The organism is Bacillus cereus group sp. MYBK216-1, assembly GCF_051916495.1.
Classification (GTDB): domain Bacteria; phylum Bacillota; class Bacilli; order Bacillales; family Bacillaceae_G; genus Bacillus_A; species Bacillus_A thuringiensis_K.
Genome location: NZ_JBQAGT010000003.1, coordinates 772,662 through 796,866, shown reverse-complemented (window position 1 = coordinate 796,866; position 24,205 = coordinate 772,662). Strand labels below are relative to the sequence as shown.

Below are 24,205 nucleotides of genomic sequence, written 5' to 3'. Positions count from 1 at the left end.
AGGAATTAATATTGAATTATCTCTTACTTCGTTACAATAAACCTATTTTTATTAGACTGTGCGGTGAATTATTAACCCGAACGACTGAATCTATGTTAGCTCTCATTATGATTATTTACGTCAATAAAATGTTAAACGGCAATGTAATAATAACTATGCTGATTTTCGGCTTACAGCCACTTTCAGACATTTTATTTACACTTATTGCTGGAGGAATTACTGATAAATATGGTCGAAAAAAGATTATGTTACTCGGATTATTACTACAAGGTGTTGCAATCGGTAGTTTTGTTTTCGCTCAATCCGTTTTTATATTTGCACTGTTATATGTCATTAATGGTATTGGCCGTTCCTTATACATTCCAGCTCAGCGTGCACAAATTGCTGATTTAACAAAACAAGAGCAGCAAGCAGAGATTTTTGCTCTCCTACAAACGATGGGAGCAATTGGATCCGTAGTCGGTCCTTTAATCGGTGCAATTTTTTATAATACTCACCCAGAATATTTATTTATCGTGCAAAGTGTAACCCTTACGATATATGCCGTTGTTGTTTGGACCCAGCTCCCAGAAACCGTTCCACCTATAAGTAAGTCGAAACAAACAGTTGAGGCAAGTTCACCAAAACAATTTGTTTTTAAACATTATGCCATATTCGGTCTTATGGTTTCTACACTTCCTATTAGCTTTTTTTATGCCCAAACTGAGACGAATTATCGTATTTTTGCAGAACATGTATTTACTAATCTCGTATTCATACTCGCATTTATTTCAATATGCAAAGCCATTTTGGAAATCATTCTACAAATCTTCCTCGTAAAATGGTCTGAACGATTTTCTATGGCGAAAATCATCCTTATTTCTTACGCCTGCTATACAATAGCTGCAGTTGGCTTTAGTTATTCAACGACGATATTGTCGTTGTTCTTCACCTTACTCTTTTTAGTCATTGGAGAAAGTATTGCTCTAAACCATTTATTACGATTCGTTTCAGAAATTGCACCTCATGATAAACGTGGTTTATATTTTTCAATTTACGGTATACACTGGGATATATCTCGAACGTGTGGACCAGTTATTGGTGCAGTTTTATTAAGTAAGTTAAATGGAAGTATGCTGTTTTATATTTGTGCTAGTTTCTTATTAATTGGAGGTATTGTTCAAGCGCTATTTGTTCAAAATTTGGAACGTAAAAAAATCGTGAACCATCCTACACATAATTTATAGGTTACTACTTTTTCAGTAGATCAACATTTCTTATTGGATGAATGCTAAAAGTATTTCGCATATGACAGGAGACGTTCCTTATTTACAACTAAAAACACCTCACTTAAAGAAAGTGAGGTGTTTTTGAAATCACTTAATTTCTTATCCTGCCATTTTATTAATACTATCCTCTGGTGAAAATACGGAAATATGATCTACCTTACCAGTCGATTTTGGAATGACAAATTTCAATTCATACTGGTTATTTACTTTGTATACATATATTTTGTCTTCACCATTCTCTTTAACTGAAGATGGTTTTCCTAATGCTTTTACAATTTCTTGTAATGTAATCGATTTTAGTTCTGCATGATATGAGCGTACATCAAAAACTTGTGATCCTTTATTAAATCCGAAAACAACATTTTTATTTGTAAAAGTTGCGTACATTCCGTTCCCTGCTTGTTCGGTTTTATTTGCTTTCCCCCACGCTTTTTCAATTTCTTCAATATCCCCTGTATGGGCTCCAAATGGTACATTAAGTACTTTTCCTTCTTTTGCGAGTTCAAACAAATCTTTAACGTGGTTAATTGATTTTTGATTAAGTGTTCTATTTTTCGAATCTGACTCAGGTGATGGGTTTGTTGTTTTTTCATTACTTGGTTTTGCTTCAGGATTTTTCTGTTCTTCTGAAGAATTGCTTTGTTCATTTTTATTATTTTCCGAGGTTAGATTTGTTTCCTTTCTTTCGTCTGTCCCTTTACATGCTGCTAATGCAAATGTGCATGTAAAAGTGAGGAATATCATACCTATTTTCCAATATACCTTCATCACTTTTACCCCCTATTGTATTTTATTCATTTCGATAACCAACCGGATGCGAAGTATAATATCGATTAAGGACTTCTAATTCTAAATCATAACTTTCCCATAATTTAAAAAACTTGGATTTATATTGTTAATCATCGTATTCATCTCCTTATTTAAACCTTCTCTTCTCAATGATAATATCCTCTATCTATATACTTAAAACATGCTGTTACAACAGCTCCTTGAAACAGAAAAAAACCAGTAGGAAATAATTATTCTTTTCCTACTGGTTGAAATGAAATTAAACGGTAAATCTTAGCTTCTTAAAAAATATAACGATAGTGTTTTTTACAGTTTCAAAATTATAAGCAAACGTATTGTCTCCACTTAATGATGAAATACATGTTAAACCTGCAGCTTTAATAAAAGCTTTTACATCTACAAGCATAGAATTAGCCTCCATGAATTTAATTACAATCATTATAACAGGTGTTTTACGATGCTAACATGAAAGTAATAAATACATTTCTATTATTAATTTATCCCGCTATTTGCCGGGCAGTAAGATCCCCACCTCAAAATTCAGCGGAAACAAAGAAGTTAGGTGGGGGCCCTGTTGTCCGTAAAAGCCCGATTGGTGAGGGCTGATAATCAGTGGGGATGAACAAAACCCCCACTGATTAAAGTTTCACTTATTTAGCTCACAGTACACCATTCCAATGTCATATAAAAAAGCTGCCCAAAAAGGGCAGCTTCAAATATGTATATTACAATTCCACCGTTTTACCATCTTCAACAATATGATAAAGTAAATGCGCTAAATGATGAATTGGACCGTATTCTTCCTCTTCCTCATCTGTTTCACCTTGGAACTCAAGATCGTTTAAGTACAGTGCTAAAAATTGATAGTATAGTTTTAAATCAAATCCGTAGCACGCAGTTGGCTCTTCATGATCACCTTCGTACTGTAACATTAAGTATTGATCGTTTCCTTCTGCATCTTCTGCGTCAAAGAATACGAAGAATCCAACGTTTGTATCTAAATCAAATAGATGACGAGTGCCTTTTTCTGTTGCTTTGTTAAAGTCCTCTTCACTTAATTTATGTACTGTTGTCGCTTTAGCATTATCTTCTTGATGGAAATTTACTGTAAATGTTTTCAATGCTGACACCTCCTAATTGTATAATACTAGCATAACATATAAAAAGGACTGCTTACAAATGTAAACAGTCCTTACATTCATTTTCGCATTGCTCGTAATAAGAAGCTTACGATAAAAATTAAAATAATCGCACCGATTAAAGCTGGAATAATTGCATATCCGCCAATGACTGGACCAAAACTACCAAGTAATTTCGAACCAACCCAAGAACCGATAATACCAGCAATAATATTACCAATTACACCACCAGGTACGTCCTTTCCAGTAATTAAGCTCGCAAGCCATCCTAATATACCACCGACGATTAAAGACCAAATCATATAATAACCTCCTTTACATTTCACCAATCAAAATATAATTAGAAACAATTGCTTACCATTAGTTATGTGACATTTTTCATAAGTTATTCATGTTGTTCAACTTTAAGATTTTTGAGAATAATACACACAGATTAAACCTTTTTTTGAACTAACGATTTATCCGACTTGTTATTACACACATTAAGGACAATCTGGCTTCAATATTGTTCGCATAAACTCTTCTTTAAAAGCTGCATAGTTAAAACCAACAGCAATTCTTTGAATCGGCCGATCATCAAACCTTGTTGGCTCACCTATTTTTCTAAAGTCTGCTACACTTTGGCCCCTAGTCACATCATTTGTCGTACTAATCCACACTGCCGATTTTTTATATTCGAAAATACTGTCATCTATAAACGAGATAAACGGTAGTAAATCGTGTATAGGACTTCCACCAATACCCGGATATTCTTTTTTATAGAAGTTCTCATAATAAAAATCAATCATTGGTTTAATGAGTTTCGCCTGTCCAGTTCCTTTTTTATCTATTATATTGGCCATTTCAGGCGTAATAAGCGCGCCCTGTGTTACATTTAACGGGTATATACTAGCGTTTTTCGCATATTTCATAACAATATTTGCTGCAATTGGATCACCATAAAAATTCGCTTCAGATACTGGTGTAACATTACCTGGAAATAGGAAAGCGCCGCCCATTATATAATACGAACAAATACGATCCATTATATTTGGATACAATAAAAATAACGTAGCAAGCGTCGTTAGCCTCCCTGTCGCCACAATTATAATATCTTCTGGACAAGGTTCGATTAATTTGATTAATTCACGAAAATTTTCTCGTTTACAAATTCTCATCTCAGGTGGAATAATAGGCCCTAAACCGTGATCCCCATGGATTTCAGGGAAAAACAAAGGCTCTTCGGCTGTCATCGGTCTACTCGCACCTTCAATAATTTTCACGTGTGTAGCATAATACCTTTCTAAAAAATAAACATTTTCCGTAACGATATCTCGTGATACATTCCCGTACTCAGCAACAATACCTAGAATATCTAATTTACATGTTTTATTTGCATAAATTAACGCTACGGCGTCATCAATACCAAAGTCTCCAAAAAAGATAATTTTCTTATTAACTATTCTCACCCCTCTTGAGCATACTCTACTATTATTATTATGTGAAAAAGACAAGGCGGTGAAACAGCGCAAACTAAAAAAGCCGCCTATTTATTGGCGACTTCAATCTTTTTATAAGACAAATATGCAAGTACATTTTTACTTGAATCGTATTTCGGGTTATTTCCTTTTCTCGGCTCTCTCATATGTGTCTTTTCAAATCCAGGAATGTCTGGCATTTTCCCCATAAATTCAAGCATTTCTTCCTCAGTACCTTCAATGCGTACACGAATCATTATAACTATTCCTCAATTCTCAGTTTCTCTGTACTAAGTATATCGTACTTCAGAAAGACTGCAACACATTTATCTTTTTAACGTTGTACTTTTTTTACATATAAACATAGCCATTTCAGTATAGAACGATTCTACTTTATTATTTTTAAATTGAATATTAAAATATCCCTTCATTTCGTTTGGTGCTTTCATCATACATTCTGTTAACTTTTCACGCTTTTGTACAGGGACATCCATCATATTACACCACCAGTCAAAATCAAACTTCTTATCAAAAGTCAGACATGACTGCATTTGCAAACCGTTTTTTTCTAATAAAGTAAGCCATTCTGTCTTTTTTAGAGCTCGTTCATGACTTGGGTCACGCTTTTTTTCTATAAAATTATAAAATGTATCATATTCATTATTTTCTGGCGAAACATTATCTATTAAGATGAATAATCCATTATCCTCCAACGTACGATTTACTTCATAAATAAATTGAGCCGGACTCGTAAAATGATGGGCTGCAATCCGGCATGTAATTGTATCAAAAAAATGGTCTGAAAATGGTAAATTTTCTGCATTTCCTGCTACAAATGATACATTTTCATGACCATTCTGCTTTATAAAAACTTTTGCTTTTTCTAACATCTGTTCTGTTAAATCAAGTGCAACTACTTCTTCAAACATAGGTGCTAACATATTTGCCACATGCCCGCCACCAGTAGCAACATCAAGAAGACGATTATTATGACGAGACTCAACTTGTTGAACTACATATTGTAAATCCAGTCCTTTAGCATGTATTTTACTATTTACATATTTATCTGCATTACTGCCAAACTGTTTTTTCACAAGCTCTTCTTTACTCATATTATCATCTTCTTTCTATTGTTATTTACATATACGACTCATATAATTATTACAATTCTCTTTATGTATTTTCAAATCCTCTTTTCATCTCACTTCTCATCATGTTCCCTTATAATCAAAATAATATGATTACACGTTCTTCCATTAAACAAAAAAAGGCTACGGGAACTTGCCCCCTAACCTGACTAAATATTTACTACATTTTTATTTCTTCGTATATATCTATATAATATAAATCCTCTTTCAACTTCATAATAACATCTACTTCGTTATAAGTAGCCTCACGAGCATGTAAACCGAATTGATCCATACCAATCCATATCCACCCAGGTGTAAGATATAAAACATCTATATTAAAATAATCTAACTTAGTAAGCTCCGATGTAATAAATTTATCTTTATTAGCGATTTGTTTATCTATTAAACCGTATTCTTTTCCATTTTCAAATAGCGAAATAAATTTCCCTACAATCGGATGTTCACGAACAATAAAATGATATTCTTTTTCCTCTATATTTACCACAATCAAACGAGAAACAGATAAATCAGGCCCTGAATTCGACATATTTGTTTATTCACCTCCTTATATAGGCTTCTTAAATATGATAACAAATGAATATTCAAATTAAGTTAATATAATGTAAAAAATAAAAAAGCTGAATTCCCTTTAGAAATCAGCCTTTATAATTTGATTAACTTTATTCTTTTACAAATTATTATAATGTTTCTTTTTCCTCATCATTTCCGGAAACTAAACTTCCTATAGCATCTGCTGTTACTTCCACTACAAATTCACAAATACCAGCTACAACTTCTCCAATTATTTCATCCATCTTTTTACCCCCTTATTTTATGTAACCTATTTGCATTATAGAAGAAATTGGTAAATACAAACTATCGAAAAAGGTGACATAAACCTTACAGAATTGTAAGCTCTTTTATCCCTTTACTTATCCCCTTTGAAACTCCAAGTATTTTTAGCAGACATATAGGCCATCATAATATGAAGCAAGTAATAATCTAGTGTCAGGAGGCGTTTAATATGTATTACGTAAAATTAATTAAAGGTCAATCTTTCTACGCTTTTGATCATCGTTTCTTAGTGTCTGAAGAAGAAGAGGTTTCAGAGAAAATTTATAATTACTTACGACGTAATGAATTTTTTGAAGTACGTAAAGAAGAATATTCTGCTTAATTACAAAAAGCATTAAGAAAAATATCATCTTATGTGGAACACACGAATATTCATTAACTGTAGAAAACCTTACTAGTGGTGCAAGCGCAGAAGTTGTTGGCCCACTATCTTTTAGCGCTTTAGCTATTGGACAAGAGCGTAAATGTTGCTAAGTGAATCTAATATTTAATTTTGTACTTGAGAAAAGCGAGGCGTAGTTATACGTTCTTGCTTTTTTATATGTACCTTTACTTTCTATTAGCTTTAATCATAAATTTTTTACGTTTTGATTCACTTATTTCATCAATTAACACATCAAATTTTTGACAAATCAAAAAGATTGAAATCCAATTATGAAACACGTAATATAGACTCTGACTCTAAAAAAGTTCGTATGAAAATAATACATAAATAAGGAGGTTTTATATACGAGTTTTTCATTTTAAAAGACGGAGAGGTTTTATGTTATGTGGCGTAATAAAAACGTTTGGATTGTTCTAATTGGGGAGTTTATTGCAGGTCTAGGATTATGGCTTGGTATTCTTGGCAACCTTGAATTTATGCAAAAATATGTCCCTTCTGATTTCATGAAATCAGTTATATTATTTATCGGACTATTAGCCGGTGTTCTAGTTGGACCTATGGCTGGCCGTGTCATCGATCAGTATGAAAAGAAAAAAGTTCTTCTTTACGCTGGATTTGGTCGAGTTTTAAGTGTTATTTTCATGTTTTTTGCTATTCAATTTGAAAGTATCGCATTTATGATTGCATTTATGGTTGCTCTTCAAATTTCAGCAGCATTTTATTTCCCTGCATTACAATCTGTAATTCCACTCATCGTACGTGAGCATGAGTTATTACAAATGAACGGTGTACATATGAATGTTGGTACAATTGCTCGTATTGCAGGTACTTCACTAGGTGGAATTCTTTTAGTTGTGATGAGTTTACAGTACATGTATGCCTTCTCAATGGCAGCATACGCCTTATTATTCCTCTCGACTTTCTTCCTACAATTCGAAGACAAGAAATCAACAACACCAAGTAAACAAGCTGCAAAAGATAATAGCTTTATGGAAGTATTTCGTATTTTAAAAGGAATTCCTATTGCTTTTACAGCACTTATATTAAGTATCATCCCTCTATTATTTATAGCTGGGTTTAATTTAATGGTTATTAACATTAGCGAAATGCAACATGATCCTACGATTAAAGGGTTCATATATACAATTGAAGGTGTCGCATTTATGTTAGGTGCCTTCGTAATTAAACGTCTATCTGATCATTTCAAACCTGAAAAATTACTATATTTCTTCGCAGTTTGTACTGCTTTTGCACATCTGTCATTGTTCTTTAGCGATATAAAATGGATGGCTCTTACATCATTTGGTTTATTTGGGTTTAGTGTTGGCTGCTTCTTCCCTATTATGTCGACGATTTTCCAAACGAAAGTGGAAAAAAGTTATCACGGTCGCCTCTTCTCATTCCGTAATATGTTTGAGAGGGTTATGTTCCAAATCGTCTTACTTGGCACAGGCTTCTTCTTAGATACAATTGGGTTACAATATATGGTTCTCATCTTCGGAGTCGTTTCATTATTGATTATTTCTATTTCCCTTTCTAAGCAGAAACATTATGAAAAACAGCATTCGCAATCTGCGAATTTATAAAATAAACAAAGAAGTATGGATCTAATATTGAATCCATACTTCTTTGTTTTATAATACGCCTATTTATTACGTTTATTGAAATTACCTAAAGGAGTATCCCCCTTTTATTTCGAATAGATTATAAAAAGTACTCTTTATAAAAGGAGTGGTAAAATGTCTGATGGCATCGAAGTATTTATTATCCTGCTCTTTGCAATTGTTCTGTTTAGCATCCTAAACTTTTTAGCCATTTCCTTATCTGGACATAGTTTTAAAAAAAGAATCGTGGCAGGTTTCATATTTTTACTACTGACTCCCATTATCTTTTTGACTATCGCAACATTTGCTTCTATATTTGATAAAGCAGGATTTGGCGCAGGTACGTTAGCCTTTATGATCGCAAGCGTATATATATTAAATGGAATAGTAATTCTGCTTTCCTCTTTATTTATCCTCAAAAAAGACATAACATAGGCTATAGTACTAGCATGAATCTGACTTTACACTAGATTCATGCTTATTTAATTTCTCCTAAATTTTTATATGAAATTAAATAATTCTTTAAAAAAATTTAAACTTTATTTATTATAATATCCCTATCGCATTCGCACGTTTATTCAAATTTAAAAGAAAGGAGCACAAAATGAAAAAGGTTCTACTTACAATTCCTATACTAATTATCCTACTTAGTGGATGCAGCAATAACGATATATACGGTTCTTGGGAAGTCGTTGACAATAAAAAAGGTGAATGTCCTGTATATTATAAATTTGAAACAGTTGTCAAAAAAGAAAATAAAGAGGAAATTGTGCAAAATTTAGTAGAAATGCAAACAACAAAGAATAAAGACGATTTATATAAAGGCTCATTTGTAAAAAATTCTAATGTATATCACATTGATTATGGTAATTCATTTACATCGGACCAAACTTTAAAAGTTGCCGACGGTACATTAAATGTATACTTTTTGACAGCCGAAAAATTATGCACATATAAAAAGAAATGATTACATTTCAGAGGAGACGCAGAAAATATTTTCTGCGTTATTTCACTTTAGAAATCGTCCACAAAAATAGCCCTTGTTTTCGTATTCTTTTTCATTCAAAATATGAGAAATATGCTTAATAAAAACTAGAAAGTACCTTAAGTTATATAAAATGAATCATATAATACACATTTTAATTAACACATCTACGCTATTTACATCGATACTTTTCAAAATAGGCTGATCCTTCCTCTAAATTTGTCAATCGTTTTAATTTTCATAAAAAAATGATAAAATATAAACATGTGTTTTCAGAATAATTAAAAATGCAGAATGAAAGCACTGTTTTAGGAGGGGTTTTGATGACTTACACGTTAGCAACTAGAATGAAAGCATTCCAATCTTCTATATTTAGTGAATTAGGAGCCTATAAAAAAGAAAAAATTGCAGCAGGTCATAACATGATTGATTTGAGCATCGGAAATCCTGATATGCCGCCCGCTGATTTTGTAAGAGAAACAATGGTACATACAGCGAGTGAAAAAGAGAGCTACGGGTATACATTATCCGGTATTCAAGAATTTCACGAAGCTGTAACTGAATATTACAACAACACTCATAACGTTTTATTAAATGCGGATAAAGAAGTTTTATTATTAATGGGTTCACAAGACGGGCTCGTTCATTTACCTATGGTTTATGCAAATCCAGGTGATATTATATTAGTTCCTGATCCAGGATATACAGCTTATGAAACAGGTATTCAAATGGCTGGTGCAACATCTTACTACATGCCTTTAACGAAAGAGAATGATTTCTTACCAGACTTAGAAGTTATCCCTGAAGAAATTGCTGATCAAGCGAAGATGATGATTTTAAACTTCCCAGGGAATCCCGTTCCAGCAATAGCTCATGAAGATTTCTTTAAAGAAGTAATCGCATTCGCGAAAAAGCATAATATTATCGTTGTCCATGATTTTGCTTATGCTGAATTTTATTTCGATGGTAATAAGCCAATTAGCTTCCTCTCTGTACCTGGTGCTAAAGAAGTTGGTGTAGAAATCAATTCTTTGTCAAAAAGTTATAGTTTAGCAGGTAGCCGTATTGGATATATGATTGGAAACGAAGAAATTGTTCGTGCACTTACTCAATTTAAATCTAATACCGATTACGGTGTATTTTTACCAATTCAAAAAGCGGCATGTGCTGCACTAAGAAACGGTGCTACGTTTTGTGAGAAAAACCGTGAAATTTATCAAGAACGTAGAGATACACTAATCGATGGATTCCGAACATTTGGCTGGAATGTCGATAAGCCAGCTGGTAGTATGTTTGTCTGGGCTGAAATTCCACAAGGATGGACTTCTCTAGACTTCGCTTATGCATTAATGGATCGTGCGAATGTCGTTATTACACCTGGTCATGCATTTGGACCTCACGGAGAAGGCTTCGTACGTATTGCACTCGTTCAAAATAAAGAAGTGTTGCAACAAGTTGTTGAAAACATTAGAAATAGCGGCATTTTCGTCCTTGAAAAAGTAAATGAATTAGTTAAAAATTAGTTCCCACTCCCCTGCTTAACTTTAGCAGGGGTATTATTAATTGGAGGTACTTTCATATGCATATTAAAGACACACTTCCCCATCGTTATCCATTTTTAATGATTGATAAAGTAACAAATACAAAACAAGATGAATTCGTTACAGGATATAAACTCATTACAAATAACGAATGGTTTATAAATGATAGTCAAAAACATATGCCTCATATGTTAATTGTAGAAGCACTTGCTCAGCTTAGTGCATTTGTACATACAAGTGATTCTGAAGGACTAGGATTCCTCTCCTCTTTAGATGGAGTTGAATTCCACGGAAAAGCATATCCCGGTGATAAACTTGATTTACATTATGAGCTAACGCGCAATCGCCGAGGTTTTGTTCTTGGTAAAGGTATTGCAACTGTCAACGACCAGCCTATTGTAACTATAGAAAAACTATTAATATATCAAGCAGATTAAAGTGTTCCTTATATCAGTTGGAAATATCTATTCTCAACCAATTAAGTAAATAGGAAAACATATTACGTAGTTAGGAGCAGGAAAATGGAACGTACTATCGGTATCGATGCTGGAGGCACATTAACGAAAATAGCTTATTTTAACGAAAAAAAGCTATTAACTTTTAAAAAATTTTATTCTCATGAACAACATAAAATAATAGATTGGATTAAAAACAACAATGGCATAAAACAAATATGTATTACGGGTGGTAAATCGAAATTATTACAGCAACTGCTTACAGGTTCATATAAAATAATAGAGCTAAACGAATTTGAATCTACTCTTGCAGGTGTCCAATACATATTAAAAGAAGAAAAACACACTATAAACAATTTTATTTTAACCAATATCGGTACAGGTACTTCTATCCATTATGTTTATAATGAACAATATATTCGCGCTGGTGGAACCGGAGTTGGCGGTGGGACTATTATGGGACTTTCAAAATTGTTAACAAATATAGATCATTTTGAAGATATAATACCTCTAACAAAAGTAGGATCTAGAAAAGAACTAGATATTACGGTTGGAGATATTTATGGTGGTATTCTTTCCCCTATCGATAATAACTTAACTGCTAGCAACTTCGGAAAAGCAGCCATTACAGAATCAAATAATAGTAGCTCCGATATACTAGCTACTGTGCAAGGACTTGTCGGTGAAGTCGTTACTGCATTAAGCCTTCAATTCGCTGAAACCAAAAACATTGAACATATTATTTATATTGGTTCGACTTTATGTAATAACGTACAACTTCAACATATTATTAGTAGCTACACCGAATATCAAAATAAAACACCAATCTTTTTACAAGATGGTGGTAATAGCGGTGCAATTGGTGCATTACTTCATGCTACGAAATAAAAAGCTGACTTTTGTCAGCTTTTTAGAAATGGCACTTCAAATTCAATAATTGATTCCCCGTTCTCTCCAATCCGCTCCACGCTTATTCTATCAATCACACAATTTAACTCCCCATGAAAACTAGGAATCTCCTTCACTACTTCAGCAGCTAATTCGGCACTTTCTTTTCTTCCGACTGTTACATGCGGGATGTACGGAATGTCTTCTTTCAAAAATTGTAATAAAGGTCCTGTATACAGCCTATCATGTAGTTCTTCTATTTGTTTTCTTCCTCCATCAACTTCTAAAAACAAATAGTTTCCTACACTAGTGATACGATTTGCAAACTCAATTTCAATTTTGCCTCCCCCTATTGATACATTAAAAATATGAGATTTTAATTCATCATTTGAAATATTACTCTTAAATGGGAATACGATTGTTATATGCGGTAGAATTAATCCAAATAAAGGATCATGTTTATGTCTAATGTTCTCTATTTTATCGATGGACATGTTGTTTAGAAAAAGTAAAATTGTACGCATTTTTATCCCCTCAACTTTTCCTCATTATAATATGTATCATATTCTATGACAGCCTGCCCTTCAACAACTTGTTTTGCTTACCTATAAAAATAAAAAAACTTCTCAAATGAGAAGTTTTCATATAGCATGATTATTATTTTCCCGCCAAACTTTCCTAAACTTATACTTTGAACTGTTCCACCACCGGGTAAATGATTAACAATTGCAACCACATCTGAATTATTACCAACGTATGTCCCAGTATATTTCTTAAAATCATCTGACCTAACATCATATATATCTTTTATTCTTTCTCCGTCAGAACAAGCCGCAATGAATAAAAAAATTGTTAGCATAACGATCATGTTATGATGCATATATTTCATTTAGCATCCCCCATTTTTATCGATATTCGTTAATTACAATATTTACTTTCAAATCCCTTTTTAAATATACGCATTTTAATCAAAATTAAAAATTTTCATTTTTTATGTTTACAATTATCCATTAATTGTATATACTTACTAACGTAAGAAAAAAATTCTAAAAGGAGGTCGAAGGAAATGATGAAATTACAATTACATGCATTAACTTTAGCGTTAACTGCACCTGTGTTTTCTGGACAATTAAATATGAATTCGACCACCCTAATGGAGAATTGAAAATCGTACTTTATTTCATTTAATTCATAAATTCGCCACAGGAGGTCGTATACTTTCCTGTGGCTTTTTCACGCCCAGCCATAGGAGAACTGTATCTTCCTGTGGTTTTTTTGCGCGATTTTTTTAGTCTCTTACATTATTTTTCTAAGAAAGGAGCAACATTCAATGACTATTAGCGTATTGTTTTTAAGTATTACGATTCAAAGAAATACAATTTCCAAAGATGAAATTCTTCATAATCAGCAAATTGAAAAAGCTATGAATGATGTTAAGGAGCGCCAAGCACTTTACTGTGATCACCTGTAATTCCTTTTCGAAAGGAGGAATTCATTTATGACTTTTCATATTTTCTTTTTTACGACTGTGCTTCAAAAAAATACTTTATCTGAAACTGAAATCAATCGTAAACAACAGTTAAAACGACTGACTGATAAAATAACTGACATTAAAAGTTCGCACTACACTCAAATGTATTAAAAATATATTTTAAAGGGGTAATATATTCATGAAATTTAAAGCATTCTTTTTAACAATCACCATTCAAAAACGTAAGCTCTCACAGAAAGAGATTTTACGCGAGCAACACATCCAAAACATTATGGACGAAGTAAAAGAGCGCCAATCTTCTTATTACACTCGTCTTTTCTAAATCACTTATAAAGGGGTAATTATCTAATGAAATTTAAAGTATTCTTTTTAACCATTACCATTCAAAAAAATAAATTTTCCGAGTCTGAAATGCTCCATGAGCGACAAATTAATCAGGCTATGGATTCTGTAAAAGAAAGACAAAGTCATTACTGTAGTCACCTTTAATTTCTTATTACACTCGTTTTTTCTAAATCACTTATAAAGGGGCAATTATTTTATGAAATTTAAAGTATTCTTTTTAACCATTACCATTCAAAAAAATAAATTTTCTGAGTCTGAAATGCTTCATGAACGACAAATTAATCAGGCTATGGATTCTGTAAAAGAAAGACAAAGTCATTACTGTAGTCATCTGTAATTCCAATTCGAAAGGAGGAATTCACATATGAAGTTTCACCTTTTCTTTTTAACGATTACGATTCAAAAAGAAACAATATCTCAAAATGAATTAAAACAAGAAAGACAATATAATCAAGTTATTAATGAAATTCGAGATCGTAGAAGCAAATACTACACTCATCTTTAATCGTTTAACTATATAGAATTGAAAGGAGTAGATTATGATGTTAATAGCACGCTGTAAAGAAATGATTTGGATAGTTCAGAGGGATTCCACATAGTTTTATAGAGCTTATATCACACAAGTTCATCACTGAATTTGATATATAAAAAATATATAATAAAATCAAATCAACCCGCTTTTAATTATTTTTTTATAAACAAAAGATACACCACTTAAAAAGAGGTGTATCTTTCTCAGGTTTTACTATTTCCGATTACTTCTCTTCGTCTTAAACAATCTCACTAAGTTCGAAACAACTGTTTTTGTTACTGCATAAACTGGTACTGCTAAAATCATTCCGATGATTCCAGCAAAGTTACCTACCCCTAAAATTAGGATAATAATTGTTAATGGGTGGATGTTTAATTTTGAGCTCATAATACGTGGTGAAATAATATTACTTTCAAACTGTTGTACAATTGTTACGATAATAATTACGTATAAGGCTTGCATCGGAGATACGAACAGTCCTACAATAACAGCTGGTGCTGCTCCGATAAATGGACCTAAGTTAGGAATGATGTTTGTAAATGCTGCTATAATTCCTAAAACAAAAGCGTACGGTAAATCGATAATTAAATAACCGATAAAAGTAAAAGCACCTACAAATATACAAACGAGCGCTTGCCCTTGAATATATGCAGATAATGTTTCGTTCGTTTCCTTAATGATACGAAGCCCCTCTTCACGGTAAGACTCTGGTAATAAACTTACCGCTTTTCCTGGAAAGGCATGTCCATCTTTAAACATGTAAAATAAAATGAACGGTACAGTAAATACAACTAACGCAACGTTCGTGATAATACCAAATAAAGCCGTTGCACTCGACGTAATTGTATTTGGTATATCTTTTAAGTATTCAATCGCATTTTTTTCAATTGTTTCAATGGAAACGTAGTTTTGTGTAGATAACCATTCAAACAACCTATGATGTGATAATTCTTGTATGTATACTTTTCCCTCTTTTATGTAGCCTGGCATATTTTTTACTAAGTCCATTAGCTGTTGTGAAATCGTAGGAACAACTACTCCAACGCCAACCGCAGTTAATGTTATGATAAAAAGATATAACAGCAATATCGCTAAATTTCTAGGTACTTTTTTATTCTCCAAAAAGATTAATACAGGATTAAATATGAAGTATAAAAAAAGCGCGATTAAGATTGGGAAAAATAATGTTGATATGAAGATACCAATCGGTTGAAATAAAAATGATATTTTTGTGCAAATAAATATGATTCCTACAACCATTAGCACTTCTAATGTCCAAAAGTGCACTTTTGATTTCAAAAAAATGGCCTCCTTTAAACTAGCACTTCTCTTCATTGTACCAAAATAAGTATGAATTTCACATAATATTTTCCTTTACAATATTCCAAAATACCGATAAATACACTACAATGAGATTACATACAAATTTGCAGGTAAAGGTGATAAAAATGACACAATGCATCATTTGCAGAAAAGATACGAAAGAACTTAGTGAACAATATGTCATTCCAGAAATATTATGTGGATATTATTTCACAAACTCAATTTGTGATACTTGCCATGAACAAATGACAACAAATATTGATCGTCCTTTAATTAGGCATAAATTGAGTCAATTTAAGATTGAACAAATGAAAAGACAAATTGATTCCCCACTCTATACGAATGAGCACGGCGAAGAACTTGCGGCTGCTGAGACTGATGTTGTCGAAGTAAGCGACGAAATTCTTTATTCTAATGCATTAATTATGAAACTATGTAAAAAGCACGATATTTCCTTACATAATGAAATTTGGAAAGAGGAACGTGTAACGAAAGTAGCGAGTTCTATTCAACGTGAATTGCTATTAGATAACCGTAAATATAAAATGAGTATATTAAAAATGGCTTATACATTCGCTGTACAAACAGTTGATGGCTACTTTGAAAATCAAGATGCAATTGATATCTCTACCATTCTCTCAAATGCAGATTTCGTGGAACTAAAAGAAAAAAGCATTGTACGTGATTTAAGCAAAAGTTCTTTATGGAATACGCTAAATACAAGTAGTGAAAATCATTACTTTATTTTACTTAGCGATAAAGACGGTCTGTTTTGCTTCATTCGTTTGTTTGACATCTTTGATGTTGTCGTTCATTTATCAGAAAAAAGATTTGACCTTCCATCACCCATTGTCGGTGTAAATAATGTGAATACACAGAAATTTCATGTCCAAAGTTTAAAACAGTATATGGATGGGCTGTTTAAAGAAAAAGCACCTACTATATAATAAGGACCAGAACATACGGTCTCCTTTCTTGATGAAAAGACACTGTGTTATAATGAGTATGAAAAGAACAATACAATCACATAAACCAATTATAAATTGTATATAAATAAAAAAGACTAGTGTGCGGCTACACACTAGTCCACGTAACTTAGCAGATTGGATTGTTCATTTATCCTATTTGTTTCTTACAAACAAAACAACCCACATTCTATAGGCATAGGTGGGTTGTTATTTTTTGAGCTTGTCTATTAAAACGACGACGAACGTTAACAATGCAACGAGAAACAGTCCACCCTGCAGTAGCAACGCTATTTCACTCACGTATTATCACCCCCCTCCTACTCGGAGAAGTGATAATTGAACAACCAACCGCACCTTAAGTTACCCTTTAATTTTACCATATTTTCTAATAATTTACGATGAAAACCCGCAAGCGAATAACTTGCGGATTTTTTATCCCGTATTAACAGGCAATAAACAAAATGAAGCAATAAATAGATGAAACTTTATTTCTGACTATTTTTTTAATGCATATGCATCAGCAATCATTTCACCAACAATTTTATTTGCTTCTTTCTTCTCGTCTTTCAATAATGGGAATAACAATTCTGCCACTTCATATGCTTCTTCTAAATGTGGATATCCTGATAAAACAAACGTATCAATTCCTAACGATTCATATTCTTTTATTCTTTCTGCTACTGTATGCGGATCGCCTACAAGTGCAGTACCTGCCCCACCTCTTACAAGTCCGATTCCAGCCCATAAATTAGGGCTTATCTCTAACGACTCTCTCGTACCTTTATTTAAATGTGTCATCCGTTTTTGACCAACCGAATCATATCTTGCAAATGTCTTTTGAGCAAGCTCAATTGTTTCATTATCCACATATTGAATTAAACGTTCTGCCTCTTCCCATGCTTCTTCTTCTGTCTCTCTTACAATTACGTGTAATCTAATGCCAAATCGTACTGTACGCCCCTTCTCTTCTGCAAGTTTTCTTACTTCTTCTATTTTCTCTTTCACTTGCTCTGGCGGCTCTCCCCACGTTAAGTATACATCACTATGTTGAGCTGCTACTTCTTTTCCAGCAGTTGATGATCCCCCGAAATATATTGGAGGATAGGGCGTTTGAACTGGTGGGAAGACAACTTTACTATCTGTAACTTTAATATGTTTTCCTTCTAAAGAGATCGTTTCACCCTGCAATGTCGATTTCCAAACTTTTAAAAATTCATCCGCTGCTTCATATCTTTCATCATGCTCAAGATATAATCCATCTCCTTGTAGTTCAACTGGATCTCCTCCAGCTACTACATTGATAAGTAGTCTCCCATCTGAAATTCTATCAAATGTAGATGCCATCCTCGCTGCAACTGTAGGTGACATTAGTCCTGGTCTCACTGCTACTAAAAATTTTAGTTTTTCTGTTTCAGCAGCAAGAGCTGAAGCTAACACCCAAGGGTCTTCACATCCTTGACCAGTTGGAAGTAAAACACCCGTATATCCTAAATAATCAGCTGCCGCAACAACTTGCTTATAATAACCATATTCAGCTGCTCTTCCTCGTTTTGTCGTTCCTAAATATCGACCATCTCCATAAGCCGGAATAAACCATAATAATTCCATACCTTTACACACCCCTTATTTATTTTGAGTCGTATACTAACACATTCTATATAAATTACCCCTAATAATTTATATGTTAATCCCCTGTCTCACCTTTAAAGTTATCTCGCCATCTTAAAAACTTCACTTCTAGTAAACGTACTAGAGAGTCAGAAAACTTCCCAACAAATGCAAATATAATTATGCCGACAAATACGATATCTGTATTTGAAAATTGCCTTGCATCCATAATCATATAGCCAATACCTTCTGTAGACCCCATAAGTTCTGCTACTACTAAACTCACCCATGCAACACCTAACGATAACCTTGCTCCTAGTAAAAGGTTAGGCAATGCAGCTGGTAAAATTAGTTTCGTGATTAATTTTCTTTTACTAAACTCTAACACTCTCGCAACATCAAATAACTTTGAATCCACACCTCTAATACCTAAAAATGCGTTTACGTATAAAGGAAAAAATGCACCATCTGCAATTAATAACACTTTCGATGTTTCACCAAAACCGAACCATAATACGAAAAGCGGTGCAACAGCTAAATGAGGTACAGTTCTTAACATTTGCACAGATGGATCTAAATATTGCTCACTTCTCGTTGAAAATCCAACAATCGTTCCTAAAATGATTCCTAAGCCTCCGCCAATAAAGAAACCAGCCGCAGCCCTAAATACACTAATACTTAAATGGCCGAATAACTCTCCTGTTTTAATAAGATCTTGGAAAGCTAGAAAAATATCTAATGGTGTTGGTAAGACTGTTTTAGAAACAAGACCGAATACGCCAGCCAACTGCCAAATTATTAATATAATAACCGGTATAGTAATCGCCCTTACTAAAATTTTTACATTTAACTTTCGCACCTTCTTGACGCTGTTTTTCTCAATCGTTATACTCGCTGGTTTCATAACAGCTTTCGTATTTTCCACTTTACAAAACCTCTTTTCACTTCGCTTTCAATGCTTTTTCTACGAAAGAATTATCTACAACTTTTTCCGTCTTAATTTCTTTCTTTATAGAACCGAGCTTATATTGAAAATCCGCTGTCTTTTGTTGTTCTGCTATTATTTCCTTCGTTACCGGAACTAAAATTGGTTTGTCGTGATTAAACACTTCTTTTACGATCTCCGCATCTATCTTTTTTACAGAAGTATATACTTTTATTGCTTCATCTAAGTTAGCATCTTGCCATACACGTGCTTTCTCATAAACTTTGAGGAATTTCTCAACTAATTCTGGATGTTCTTTCGCAAATTTTGTTCTCGTAATTAAAAATTCTGGTGAAGAGACATTTAATGTTTCACCGTCTGCAATCACTTTCGCACCTTTATTTAATGTATGTAATGATATGAAAGGGTCCCAAATCGCCCATGCATCTACTGATCCTGATTCAAATGCAGGCTGCGCTTCATCTGGTTGTAATTGAATGACATTTACATCTTTTGCATCGATACCTTCTTTATCGAGTGCTCGATATAATAAATTAAAGGCACTACTTCCTTTTGCTACTGCAATTTTTTTACCTTTTAACTCTTTTACACTCGCAATCTTGCTATCTTTTTGAACGAGAATTCCAGTTCCTTTTCTCGCATAACTTGTATTGGCGATTTCGGTAAATCCAATACCTGCTGCTTGCGCTGAAATGACTGGAGAATTCCCTACTTCACCAAAGTCTAATCGGTTTGATGCAATTGCTTCAAAATAAGGAGGTCCACTTTGGAACTCTGTCCATTTCACTTTAACTCCTTCTTTTTTAAACTCCTCTTCAAACCACCCCTTTTTCTTTGCTAGTAATAGCGGGCTTAATCCTTGTTGTATACCAATTTGTATTGTTACATCTTCTTTTTTACTACTTGCTGTACTTTTTTCACATCCTAATAAACATACTGATATAGCTAAAGCAAAAGAAAGAACTTTAAATTTTTTATACATATAAAATCACCCTTTTCCTATATACTCGTTTGAATCAATCCTCCATATTCAAACTGCTGTAATACTTTCGTTCGAAGTTGTTGGAATAATTGAGAAGTTTTATTTCGCGGATAAGGCAAATTATTTTCAATTACTTTATGTATTTTTCCAGGCTTTGTACTCATAATGATGATTCGGTTTGAAAGATATATCGCTTCGTCTATATCATGTGTAACGAATATCATTGTTGTTTTCTTCTGCTCCCAAATATTTAGCAATACTTCTTGTAAATGACTTCGAGTAAAAGCATCCAGCGCTCCAAAAGGTTCATCAAGTAATAATATATTGGGATCTCTTAATAACGCTCTTGCTATCGCAACACGTTGTGACATCCCGCCTGAAATTTCTTTCGGATACGATTTTTCAAAGCCATCTAACCGAACGATTTCAACCCATTCTCTCACCTTATCTTTCACATACTTATCTTTTAACGACAAATCTGCCGCTATATTTTCTTCAACTGTTAACCATGGAAAAAGCCTATGTTCTTGAAAAATAAAACCTTGTTTCTTGCTGGTTTTTAAAATAGGCTCCCCGTCAATAACAACTTCACCTTCAAAATCATTATCTAGACCTGCAACAATTTTTAGTAATGTACTTTTTCCACACCCACTCGGACCGATTACTGTAACAAAATCCCCTTTCTCTAATTGAACATTAATATTCTCTAATACTTGAACAATACCAGTTTGTTTCAAAAAATATTTTGATACCTCATCAATTGAAACAGTCATTTCTTTCCCTCCTTAAAATGATTCATATAAATGAACAGATTCAGCATTTGTGCAATAAAAAAACCAAAGGCATTTTATCAACAGATAAAATGCCTTTGGTTTCTCCAATCAGCAATATGTTATGGAATTAAGTACATATTATACAAATATTTCCGATAAGTCAACTAGGTTTTATTAAAACATACATATGATTTGCTTGAACATTTTACTTTTTTTTATTTAAACGGTATCGTTTACTTACTATTTTTTATGATCTTTAATCCACTGTAACCAATAAGAAAACTCACACGCTAAATGCATTTGATGGGATTTAGTAACTAAGCGACGAAATTTCTACAAAAAAAGAGTAATTTCAAGAAATATGCTACTAACCTTAGATTTATCAAAAAAGTTAGATCGTATAACTTAAGACTACTCATTCCTATTCAAAATATTTATGTAATTTAATTTTATTTCCTCTGCACCCTGGCTGTCTCCAAAACTATTGATGGAAGCTCTTTTTGAATGATTTCTTTTAATCCATAAAGAGCTTTCTTCACATAACCACCTTCGAAATTTCCTAATGGTTCTGGTACTTCATCCTCATCCAATATGAAGTATTCTCCATTTGGAAGTACCATAATATCGATGATTAAATCTTCAAAGGAAACCACTTCATCTTTTATTTGTGTGTTTTTTACGATATTAAAATATGAACCTAAATACTTTCCTTTTATATCTCTCCATACGTATAAATTGTACGGACGATCTTTCCAGTAATATGCGATTGTATAACTCCCTTTTGGGATTGTTAACTTAGTATCATTTGCAGTCATTGTAAATGAATACTGCACCTCGTGAAACAAAACGATACTTTGTGATTGTTTTTCAAGTAATAAGCAATTGTGATCTACTATTGTTGAGTTATACCGGATTTTTCTTTCTATAATTTCAATTTTCGATGTAAGTAACTTATTCATTATTTTGTTTCCCCTTATGCTAGTTCTATCCTCAATTATATCCATTTATGTAGTGATAAAGAAGTATATAGTTTTTTATATAATGATTTATACAAGTACATAATAAAAACTCCTTCTTATTTAGAAAGAGTTTTTCACTATCCATGTTTCATATTTTTTCACTTCTAACGGAAGCTCATTTGTTTTTATGCAACTAACAGCACTATTACTCATGTTTTAACTTTTCCTTAACCGCATCATAAAATTTTCGTTCTTCATCAACATTTAAGTAAACACGACTTACTGTTTTAGAAAAGCCGTATAACAACTGCGCTTTCACTGGCTCTTTTAATGTTATTTCAAAAGTAGCAGGTTCTTTTATGAACTCCATAACAGTTGCATCCAATACCTGTTTCCCTTCTTTTGCCGTTAGCAATTCCCCCTTGTAGAACGCAATACTATCTATTTGTGTAAATGGCATAACGATTTTCTTTCCTAATCCGATTTGAATGATTACTTGTTCTTCTGTTACGACAAGGGGATTTTTGCGCATCGCTTGTATTTCAGCTATAAAATAAATCATCGCGTATACATTTAAAATAAGTAAAATCCATGCTATTACTGAATTCCACTGATGTAGTAAATAATGAAAACCAATGCTTTCAATTACTGTTGCGTGAATAATCATGATATACACACCTATAGCACCAGTCTTTTTATGATATGAGTATACAGATTTACCTGTTGGTACTTTTTCACGCCACGATAAAAACGCATAATAGATTAACTTACACTCTGTTAGAATGACATCTACTAACTTACTTCTTTTCATAGTAGCGTCAAACGCTGCATCAATTGCATAAGAAAAGGAATAATTTTCTCTTCTATATTCTTTATATTTTTTTATTATTTTAGGAAGCACTCTAACAATTTTATAGAGAAGGAATAATTCTATACCTACAAATGCAATTTCAGCCGCAACAATAATATAAGAGATGAATGAAAAAGCTTGTAAATAGTCACTTGGAATAATAAATCTTGCAAAAATATAACCAGCTATTACAACAGGAACTATATACGTTAATGAGTATCTTTTTCGAATAATGAAGAAATACGTGATGATTGGAATGACAAACATGCAATCTAATAATGACCCAAGCACAACTTCTTTCGGCGCAACTGGTACAATTGGAAGGGCATACAATAAATAGTTTGATAGCATAATTAAAGAGACGAGTCCAATCCAAATATCTTTTCGCCTTTGTGATAGTGTAGCCTTCATACGTTCACTCCTTTATTTAAAAACCTCATTTAAATGGTCTTTATAAAATGAAATGGCACGTTCAAATTCTTTTACTTCCTCTACTTTCACGACAGTTTCAAGTAATAATTTCATCGCTGATTCGTGATCGTTTACGTTATATTTTGCTAATGATAAAAATACTTTCATCGGAGCGTTCTCTGGGAATTTTTTCACCCCAGCTTCTAATACTGTAATTGCCTTTTCATATTCCCCTATACAACGATATGTACTTCCTAAACCAATATAAGCACCGCAAAGCGATTCGCCATCAAGTCCATTTGCGATTGCCTGCTCATAATACGGAACTGCTTCTGTTTCTAGCCCCATTACATCATGTATCCACGCACACTGATACAGTACTTCTGCATCCTTTGTAAAGTTTGTTAATCCTATAAGCATCTCTTTAGACTGCGCATACTTCTTTTCGTTTCTAAGTTTAATAGCTTGCTTTAATAAATGTTCCATAGAATCCACTCCTCACCAATTATTCTGTGTATAG

The 24,205-nt window shown here is 33.0% G+C and carries 33 protein-coding genes and 2 pseudogenes; 16 read left to right on the top strand and 19 right to left on the bottom strand.

Annotated features, from left to right (window positions below; genetic code table 11):
• The first annotated feature begins 11 nt into the window (after positions 1–11).
• A complete protein-coding gene (locus tag ACTFRH_RS14325) occupies positions 12–1,226 on the top strand; it encodes an MDR family MFS transporter (protein WP_001108460.1) in 1,215 nt (404 codons plus the stop codon).
• A 141-nt stretch (positions 1,227–1,367) separates the two neighbouring features.
• On the opposite strand, the gene ACTFRH_RS14320 is transcribed toward ACTFRH_RS14325, so the two are convergent.
• The 8 genes from ACTFRH_RS14320 to ACTFRH_RS14285 all read right to left on the bottom strand — a co-directional run bounded on the left by ACTFRH_RS14320 (position 1,368) and on the right by ACTFRH_RS14285 (position 6,330).
• The gene (locus ACTFRH_RS14320) at positions 1,368–2,036 is read right to left on the bottom strand and encodes a YjgB family protein (protein WP_000870489.1); all 669 of its coding nucleotides are present in this window, start codon (positions 2,034–2,036) and stop codon (positions 1,368–1,370) included.
• Between the two features lie 280 nt (positions 2,037–2,316).
• The gene (locus tag ACTFRH_RS14315) at positions 2,317–2,463 is read right to left on the bottom strand and encodes a hypothetical protein (RefSeq protein WP_000959549.1); all 147 of its coding nucleotides are present in this window, start codon (positions 2,461–2,463) and stop codon (positions 2,317–2,319) included.
• A 319-nt stretch (positions 2,464–2,782) separates the two neighbouring features.
• The gene (locus tag ACTFRH_RS14310; protein ID WP_000847588.1) at positions 2,783–3,178 is read right to left on the bottom strand and encodes a hypothetical protein; all 396 of its coding nucleotides are present in this window, start codon (positions 3,176–3,178) and stop codon (positions 2,783–2,785) included.
• Positions 3,179–3,255: 77 nt separating this feature from the next.
• Positions 3,256–3,498, bottom strand: coding sequence for a GlsB/YeaQ/YmgE family stress response membrane protein (locus ACTFRH_RS14305; protein WP_000638306.1), 243 nt, complete (start codon positions 3,496–3,498; stop codon positions 3,256–3,258).
• Between the two features lie 180 nt (positions 3,499–3,678).
• Positions 3,679–4,644 carry a nucleoside hydrolase gene (locus tag ACTFRH_RS14300; protein ID WP_001223677.1) on the bottom strand — a complete coding sequence of 322 codons (966 nt, stop codon included), beginning with the start codon at positions 4,642–4,644 and terminating at the stop codon, positions 3,679–3,681.
• A 77-nt stretch (positions 4,645–4,721) separates the two neighbouring features.
• Positions 4,722–4,910 (bottom strand): DUF3970 family protein, encoded by a 189-nt coding sequence (locus tag ACTFRH_RS14295; protein WP_000621885.1) that lies wholly within the window; start codon positions 4,908–4,910, stop codon positions 4,722–4,724.
• 69 nt (positions 4,911–4,979) lie between these two features.
• A complete protein-coding gene (locus ACTFRH_RS14290; protein WP_000031308.1) occupies positions 4,980–5,765 on the bottom strand; it encodes a class I SAM-dependent methyltransferase in 786 nt (261 codons plus the stop codon).
• A gap of 196 nt (positions 5,766–5,961) precedes the next feature.
• Positions 5,962–6,330, bottom strand: coding sequence for a hypothetical protein (locus ACTFRH_RS14285; RefSeq protein WP_000071478.1), 369 nt, complete (start codon positions 6,328–6,330; stop codon positions 5,962–5,964).
• 477 nt (positions 6,331–6,807) lie between these two features.
• On the opposite strand from ACTFRH_RS14285, the gene ACTFRH_RS14280 reads away from it, so the two are divergent.
• From ACTFRH_RS14280 to coaW, 8 genes and pseudogenes are all read left to right on the top strand, one after another.
• Complete coding sequence (locus tag ACTFRH_RS14280; RefSeq protein ID WP_000291905.1) at positions 6,808–6,960, top strand: YqbF domain-containing protein; 153 nt, start codon at positions 6,808–6,810, stop codon at positions 6,958–6,960.
• Positions 6,961–6,995: 35 nt separating this feature from the next.
• Positions 6,996–7,112: pseudogene (gene exsC, locus ACTFRH_RS14275) on the top strand (exosporium protein ExsC); the annotation flags it as partial.
• Between the two features lie 294 nt (positions 7,113–7,406).
• The gene (locus tag ACTFRH_RS14270) at positions 7,407–8,609 is read left to right on the top strand and encodes an MFS transporter (protein WP_000269261.1); all 1,203 of its coding nucleotides are present in this window, start codon (positions 7,407–7,409) and stop codon (positions 8,607–8,609) included.
• A gap of 153 nt (positions 8,610–8,762) precedes the next feature.
• The gene (locus ACTFRH_RS14265; protein ID WP_001279457.1) at positions 8,763–9,062 is read left to right on the top strand and encodes a hypothetical protein; all 300 of its coding nucleotides are present in this window, start codon (positions 8,763–8,765) and stop codon (positions 9,060–9,062) included.
• Positions 9,063–9,231: 169 nt separating this feature from the next.
• The gene (locus tag ACTFRH_RS14260; RefSeq protein WP_000757017.1) at positions 9,232–9,594 is read left to right on the top strand and encodes a hypothetical protein; all 363 of its coding nucleotides are present in this window, start codon (positions 9,232–9,234) and stop codon (positions 9,592–9,594) included.
• A 341-nt stretch (positions 9,595–9,935) separates the two neighbouring features.
• Positions 9,936–11,135 carry an LL-diaminopimelate aminotransferase gene (locus ACTFRH_RS14255; RefSeq protein ID WP_000222706.1) on the top strand — a complete coding sequence of 400 codons (1,200 nt, stop codon included), beginning with the start codon at positions 9,936–9,938 and terminating at the stop codon, positions 11,133–11,135.
• Positions 11,136–11,191: 56 nt separating this feature from the next.
• Positions 11,192–11,590: a 3-hydroxyacyl-ACP dehydratase FabZ family protein gene (locus ACTFRH_RS14250; protein ID WP_000547643.1), complete on the top strand. Its 399-nt coding sequence runs from the start codon at positions 11,192–11,194 to the stop codon at positions 11,588–11,590.
• Between the two features lie 84 nt (positions 11,591–11,674).
• Positions 11,675–12,496, top strand: coding sequence for a type II pantothenate kinase (gene coaW / locus ACTFRH_RS14245; protein WP_000442497.1), 822 nt, complete (start codon positions 11,675–11,677; stop codon positions 12,494–12,496).
• 14 nt (positions 12,497–12,510) lie between these two features.
• Here the strand turns inward: coaW and ACTFRH_RS14240 are convergent, their stop codons facing one another.
• Both ACTFRH_RS14240 and ACTFRH_RS14235 read right to left on the bottom strand, forming a co-directional pair.
• The gene (locus ACTFRH_RS14240; RefSeq protein ID WP_001259202.1) at positions 12,511–13,020 is read right to left on the bottom strand and encodes a 2'-5' RNA ligase family protein; all 510 of its coding nucleotides are present in this window, start codon (positions 13,018–13,020) and stop codon (positions 12,511–12,513) included.
• Positions 13,021–13,175: 155 nt separating this feature from the next.
• Positions 13,176–13,385 (bottom strand): annotated as a pseudogene (locus ACTFRH_RS14235) (DUF4825 domain-containing protein); the annotation flags it as partial.
• 441 nt (positions 13,386–13,826) lie between these two features.
• On the opposite strand from ACTFRH_RS14235, the gene ACTFRH_RS14230 reads away from it, so the two are divergent.
• Genes ACTFRH_RS14230 through ACTFRH_RS14205 form a run of 6 tightly spaced genes read left to right on the top strand, consistent with a single transcriptional unit; the run spans position 13,827 to position 14,838 of the window.
• On the top strand, positions 13,827–13,967 hold the full coding sequence (locus ACTFRH_RS14230) for a YrzI family small protein (RefSeq protein WP_000156196.1): 141 nt from the start codon (positions 13,827–13,829) through the stop codon (positions 13,965–13,967).
• Between the two features lie 27 nt (positions 13,968–13,994).
• Complete coding sequence (locus ACTFRH_RS14225; protein ID WP_000142730.1) at positions 13,995–14,138, top strand: YrzI family small protein; 144 nt, start codon at positions 13,995–13,997, stop codon at positions 14,136–14,138.
• Positions 14,139–14,166: 28 nt separating this feature from the next.
• The gene (locus ACTFRH_RS14220; protein WP_000668963.1) at positions 14,167–14,310 is read left to right on the top strand and encodes a YrzI family small protein; all 144 of its coding nucleotides are present in this window, start codon (positions 14,167–14,169) and stop codon (positions 14,308–14,310) included.
• A 26-nt stretch (positions 14,311–14,336) separates the two neighbouring features.
• A complete protein-coding gene (locus ACTFRH_RS14215; protein WP_000669805.1) occupies positions 14,337–14,477 on the top strand; it encodes a YrzI family small protein in 141 nt (46 codons plus the stop codon).
• Between the two features lie 52 nt (positions 14,478–14,529).
• Positions 14,530–14,670 (top strand): YrzI family small protein, encoded by a 141-nt coding sequence (locus ACTFRH_RS14210; protein ID WP_000669805.1) that lies wholly within the window; start codon positions 14,530–14,532, stop codon positions 14,668–14,670.
• Between the two features lie 27 nt (positions 14,671–14,697).
• Complete coding sequence (locus ACTFRH_RS14205; protein WP_000668500.1) at positions 14,698–14,838, top strand: YrzI family small protein; 141 nt, start codon at positions 14,698–14,700, stop codon at positions 14,836–14,838.
• Between the two features lie 240 nt (positions 14,839–15,078).
• Here ACTFRH_RS14205 and ACTFRH_RS14200 read toward each other — a convergent pair whose 3' ends face one another.
• Complete coding sequence (locus ACTFRH_RS14200) at positions 15,079–16,164, bottom strand: AI-2E family transporter (protein WP_000837892.1); 1,086 nt, start codon at positions 16,162–16,164, stop codon at positions 15,079–15,081.
• Positions 16,165–16,313: 149 nt separating this feature from the next.
• Between ACTFRH_RS14200 and ACTFRH_RS14195 the strand changes: the two genes are divergently transcribed.
• Positions 16,314–17,135 carry an HNH endonuclease gene (locus ACTFRH_RS14195; RefSeq protein WP_000189712.1) on the top strand — a complete coding sequence of 274 codons (822 nt, stop codon included), beginning with the start codon at positions 16,314–16,316 and terminating at the stop codon, positions 17,133–17,135.
• Positions 17,136–17,363: 228 nt separating this feature from the next.
• On the opposite strand, the gene ACTFRH_RS14190 is transcribed toward ACTFRH_RS14195, so the two are convergent.
• From ACTFRH_RS14190 to ACTFRH_RS14155, 8 genes are all read right to left on the bottom strand, one after another.
• The gene (locus ACTFRH_RS14190) at positions 17,364–17,456 is read right to left on the bottom strand and encodes a putative holin-like toxin (protein WP_001289320.1); all 93 of its coding nucleotides are present in this window, start codon (positions 17,454–17,456) and stop codon (positions 17,364–17,366) included.
• 195 nt (positions 17,457–17,651) lie between these two features.
• Positions 17,652–18,764: an FMNH2-dependent alkanesulfonate monooxygenase gene (gene ssuD, locus ACTFRH_RS14185; protein WP_000422295.1), complete on the bottom strand. Its 1,113-nt coding sequence runs from the start codon at positions 18,762–18,764 to the stop codon at positions 17,652–17,654.
• Between the two features lie 76 nt (positions 18,765–18,840).
• The gene (locus tag ACTFRH_RS14180) at positions 18,841–19,689 is read right to left on the bottom strand and encodes an ABC transporter permease (RefSeq protein WP_000432129.1); all 849 of its coding nucleotides are present in this window, start codon (positions 19,687–19,689) and stop codon (positions 18,841–18,843) included.
• A 16-nt stretch (positions 19,690–19,705) separates the two neighbouring features.
• The gene (locus tag ACTFRH_RS14175; protein ID WP_440048874.1) at positions 19,706–20,692 is read right to left on the bottom strand and encodes an aliphatic sulfonate ABC transporter substrate-binding protein; all 987 of its coding nucleotides are present in this window, start codon (positions 20,690–20,692) and stop codon (positions 19,706–19,708) included.
• 17 nt (positions 20,693–20,709) lie between these two features.
• Entirely contained in the window at positions 20,710–21,465 is a 756-nt protein-coding gene (locus ACTFRH_RS14170) for an ABC transporter ATP-binding protein (RefSeq protein ID WP_000218572.1), read from the bottom strand.
• 449 nt (positions 21,466–21,914) lie between these two features.
• Positions 21,915–22,424 carry a DUF402 domain-containing protein gene (locus ACTFRH_RS14165; protein WP_001037880.1) on the bottom strand — a complete coding sequence of 170 codons (510 nt, stop codon included), beginning with the start codon at positions 22,422–22,424 and terminating at the stop codon, positions 21,915–21,917.
• Between the two features lie 205 nt (positions 22,425–22,629).
• Positions 22,630–23,685 (bottom strand): hypothetical protein, encoded by a 1,056-nt coding sequence (locus ACTFRH_RS14160; protein WP_000648428.1) that lies wholly within the window; start codon positions 23,683–23,685, stop codon positions 22,630–22,632.
• Between the two features lie 12 nt (positions 23,686–23,697).
• On the bottom strand, positions 23,698–24,171 hold the full coding sequence (locus ACTFRH_RS14155; RefSeq protein WP_000400636.1) for a tetratricopeptide repeat protein: 474 nt from the start codon (positions 24,169–24,171) through the stop codon (positions 23,698–23,700).
• Positions 24,172–24,205: the final 34 nt, after the last annotated feature.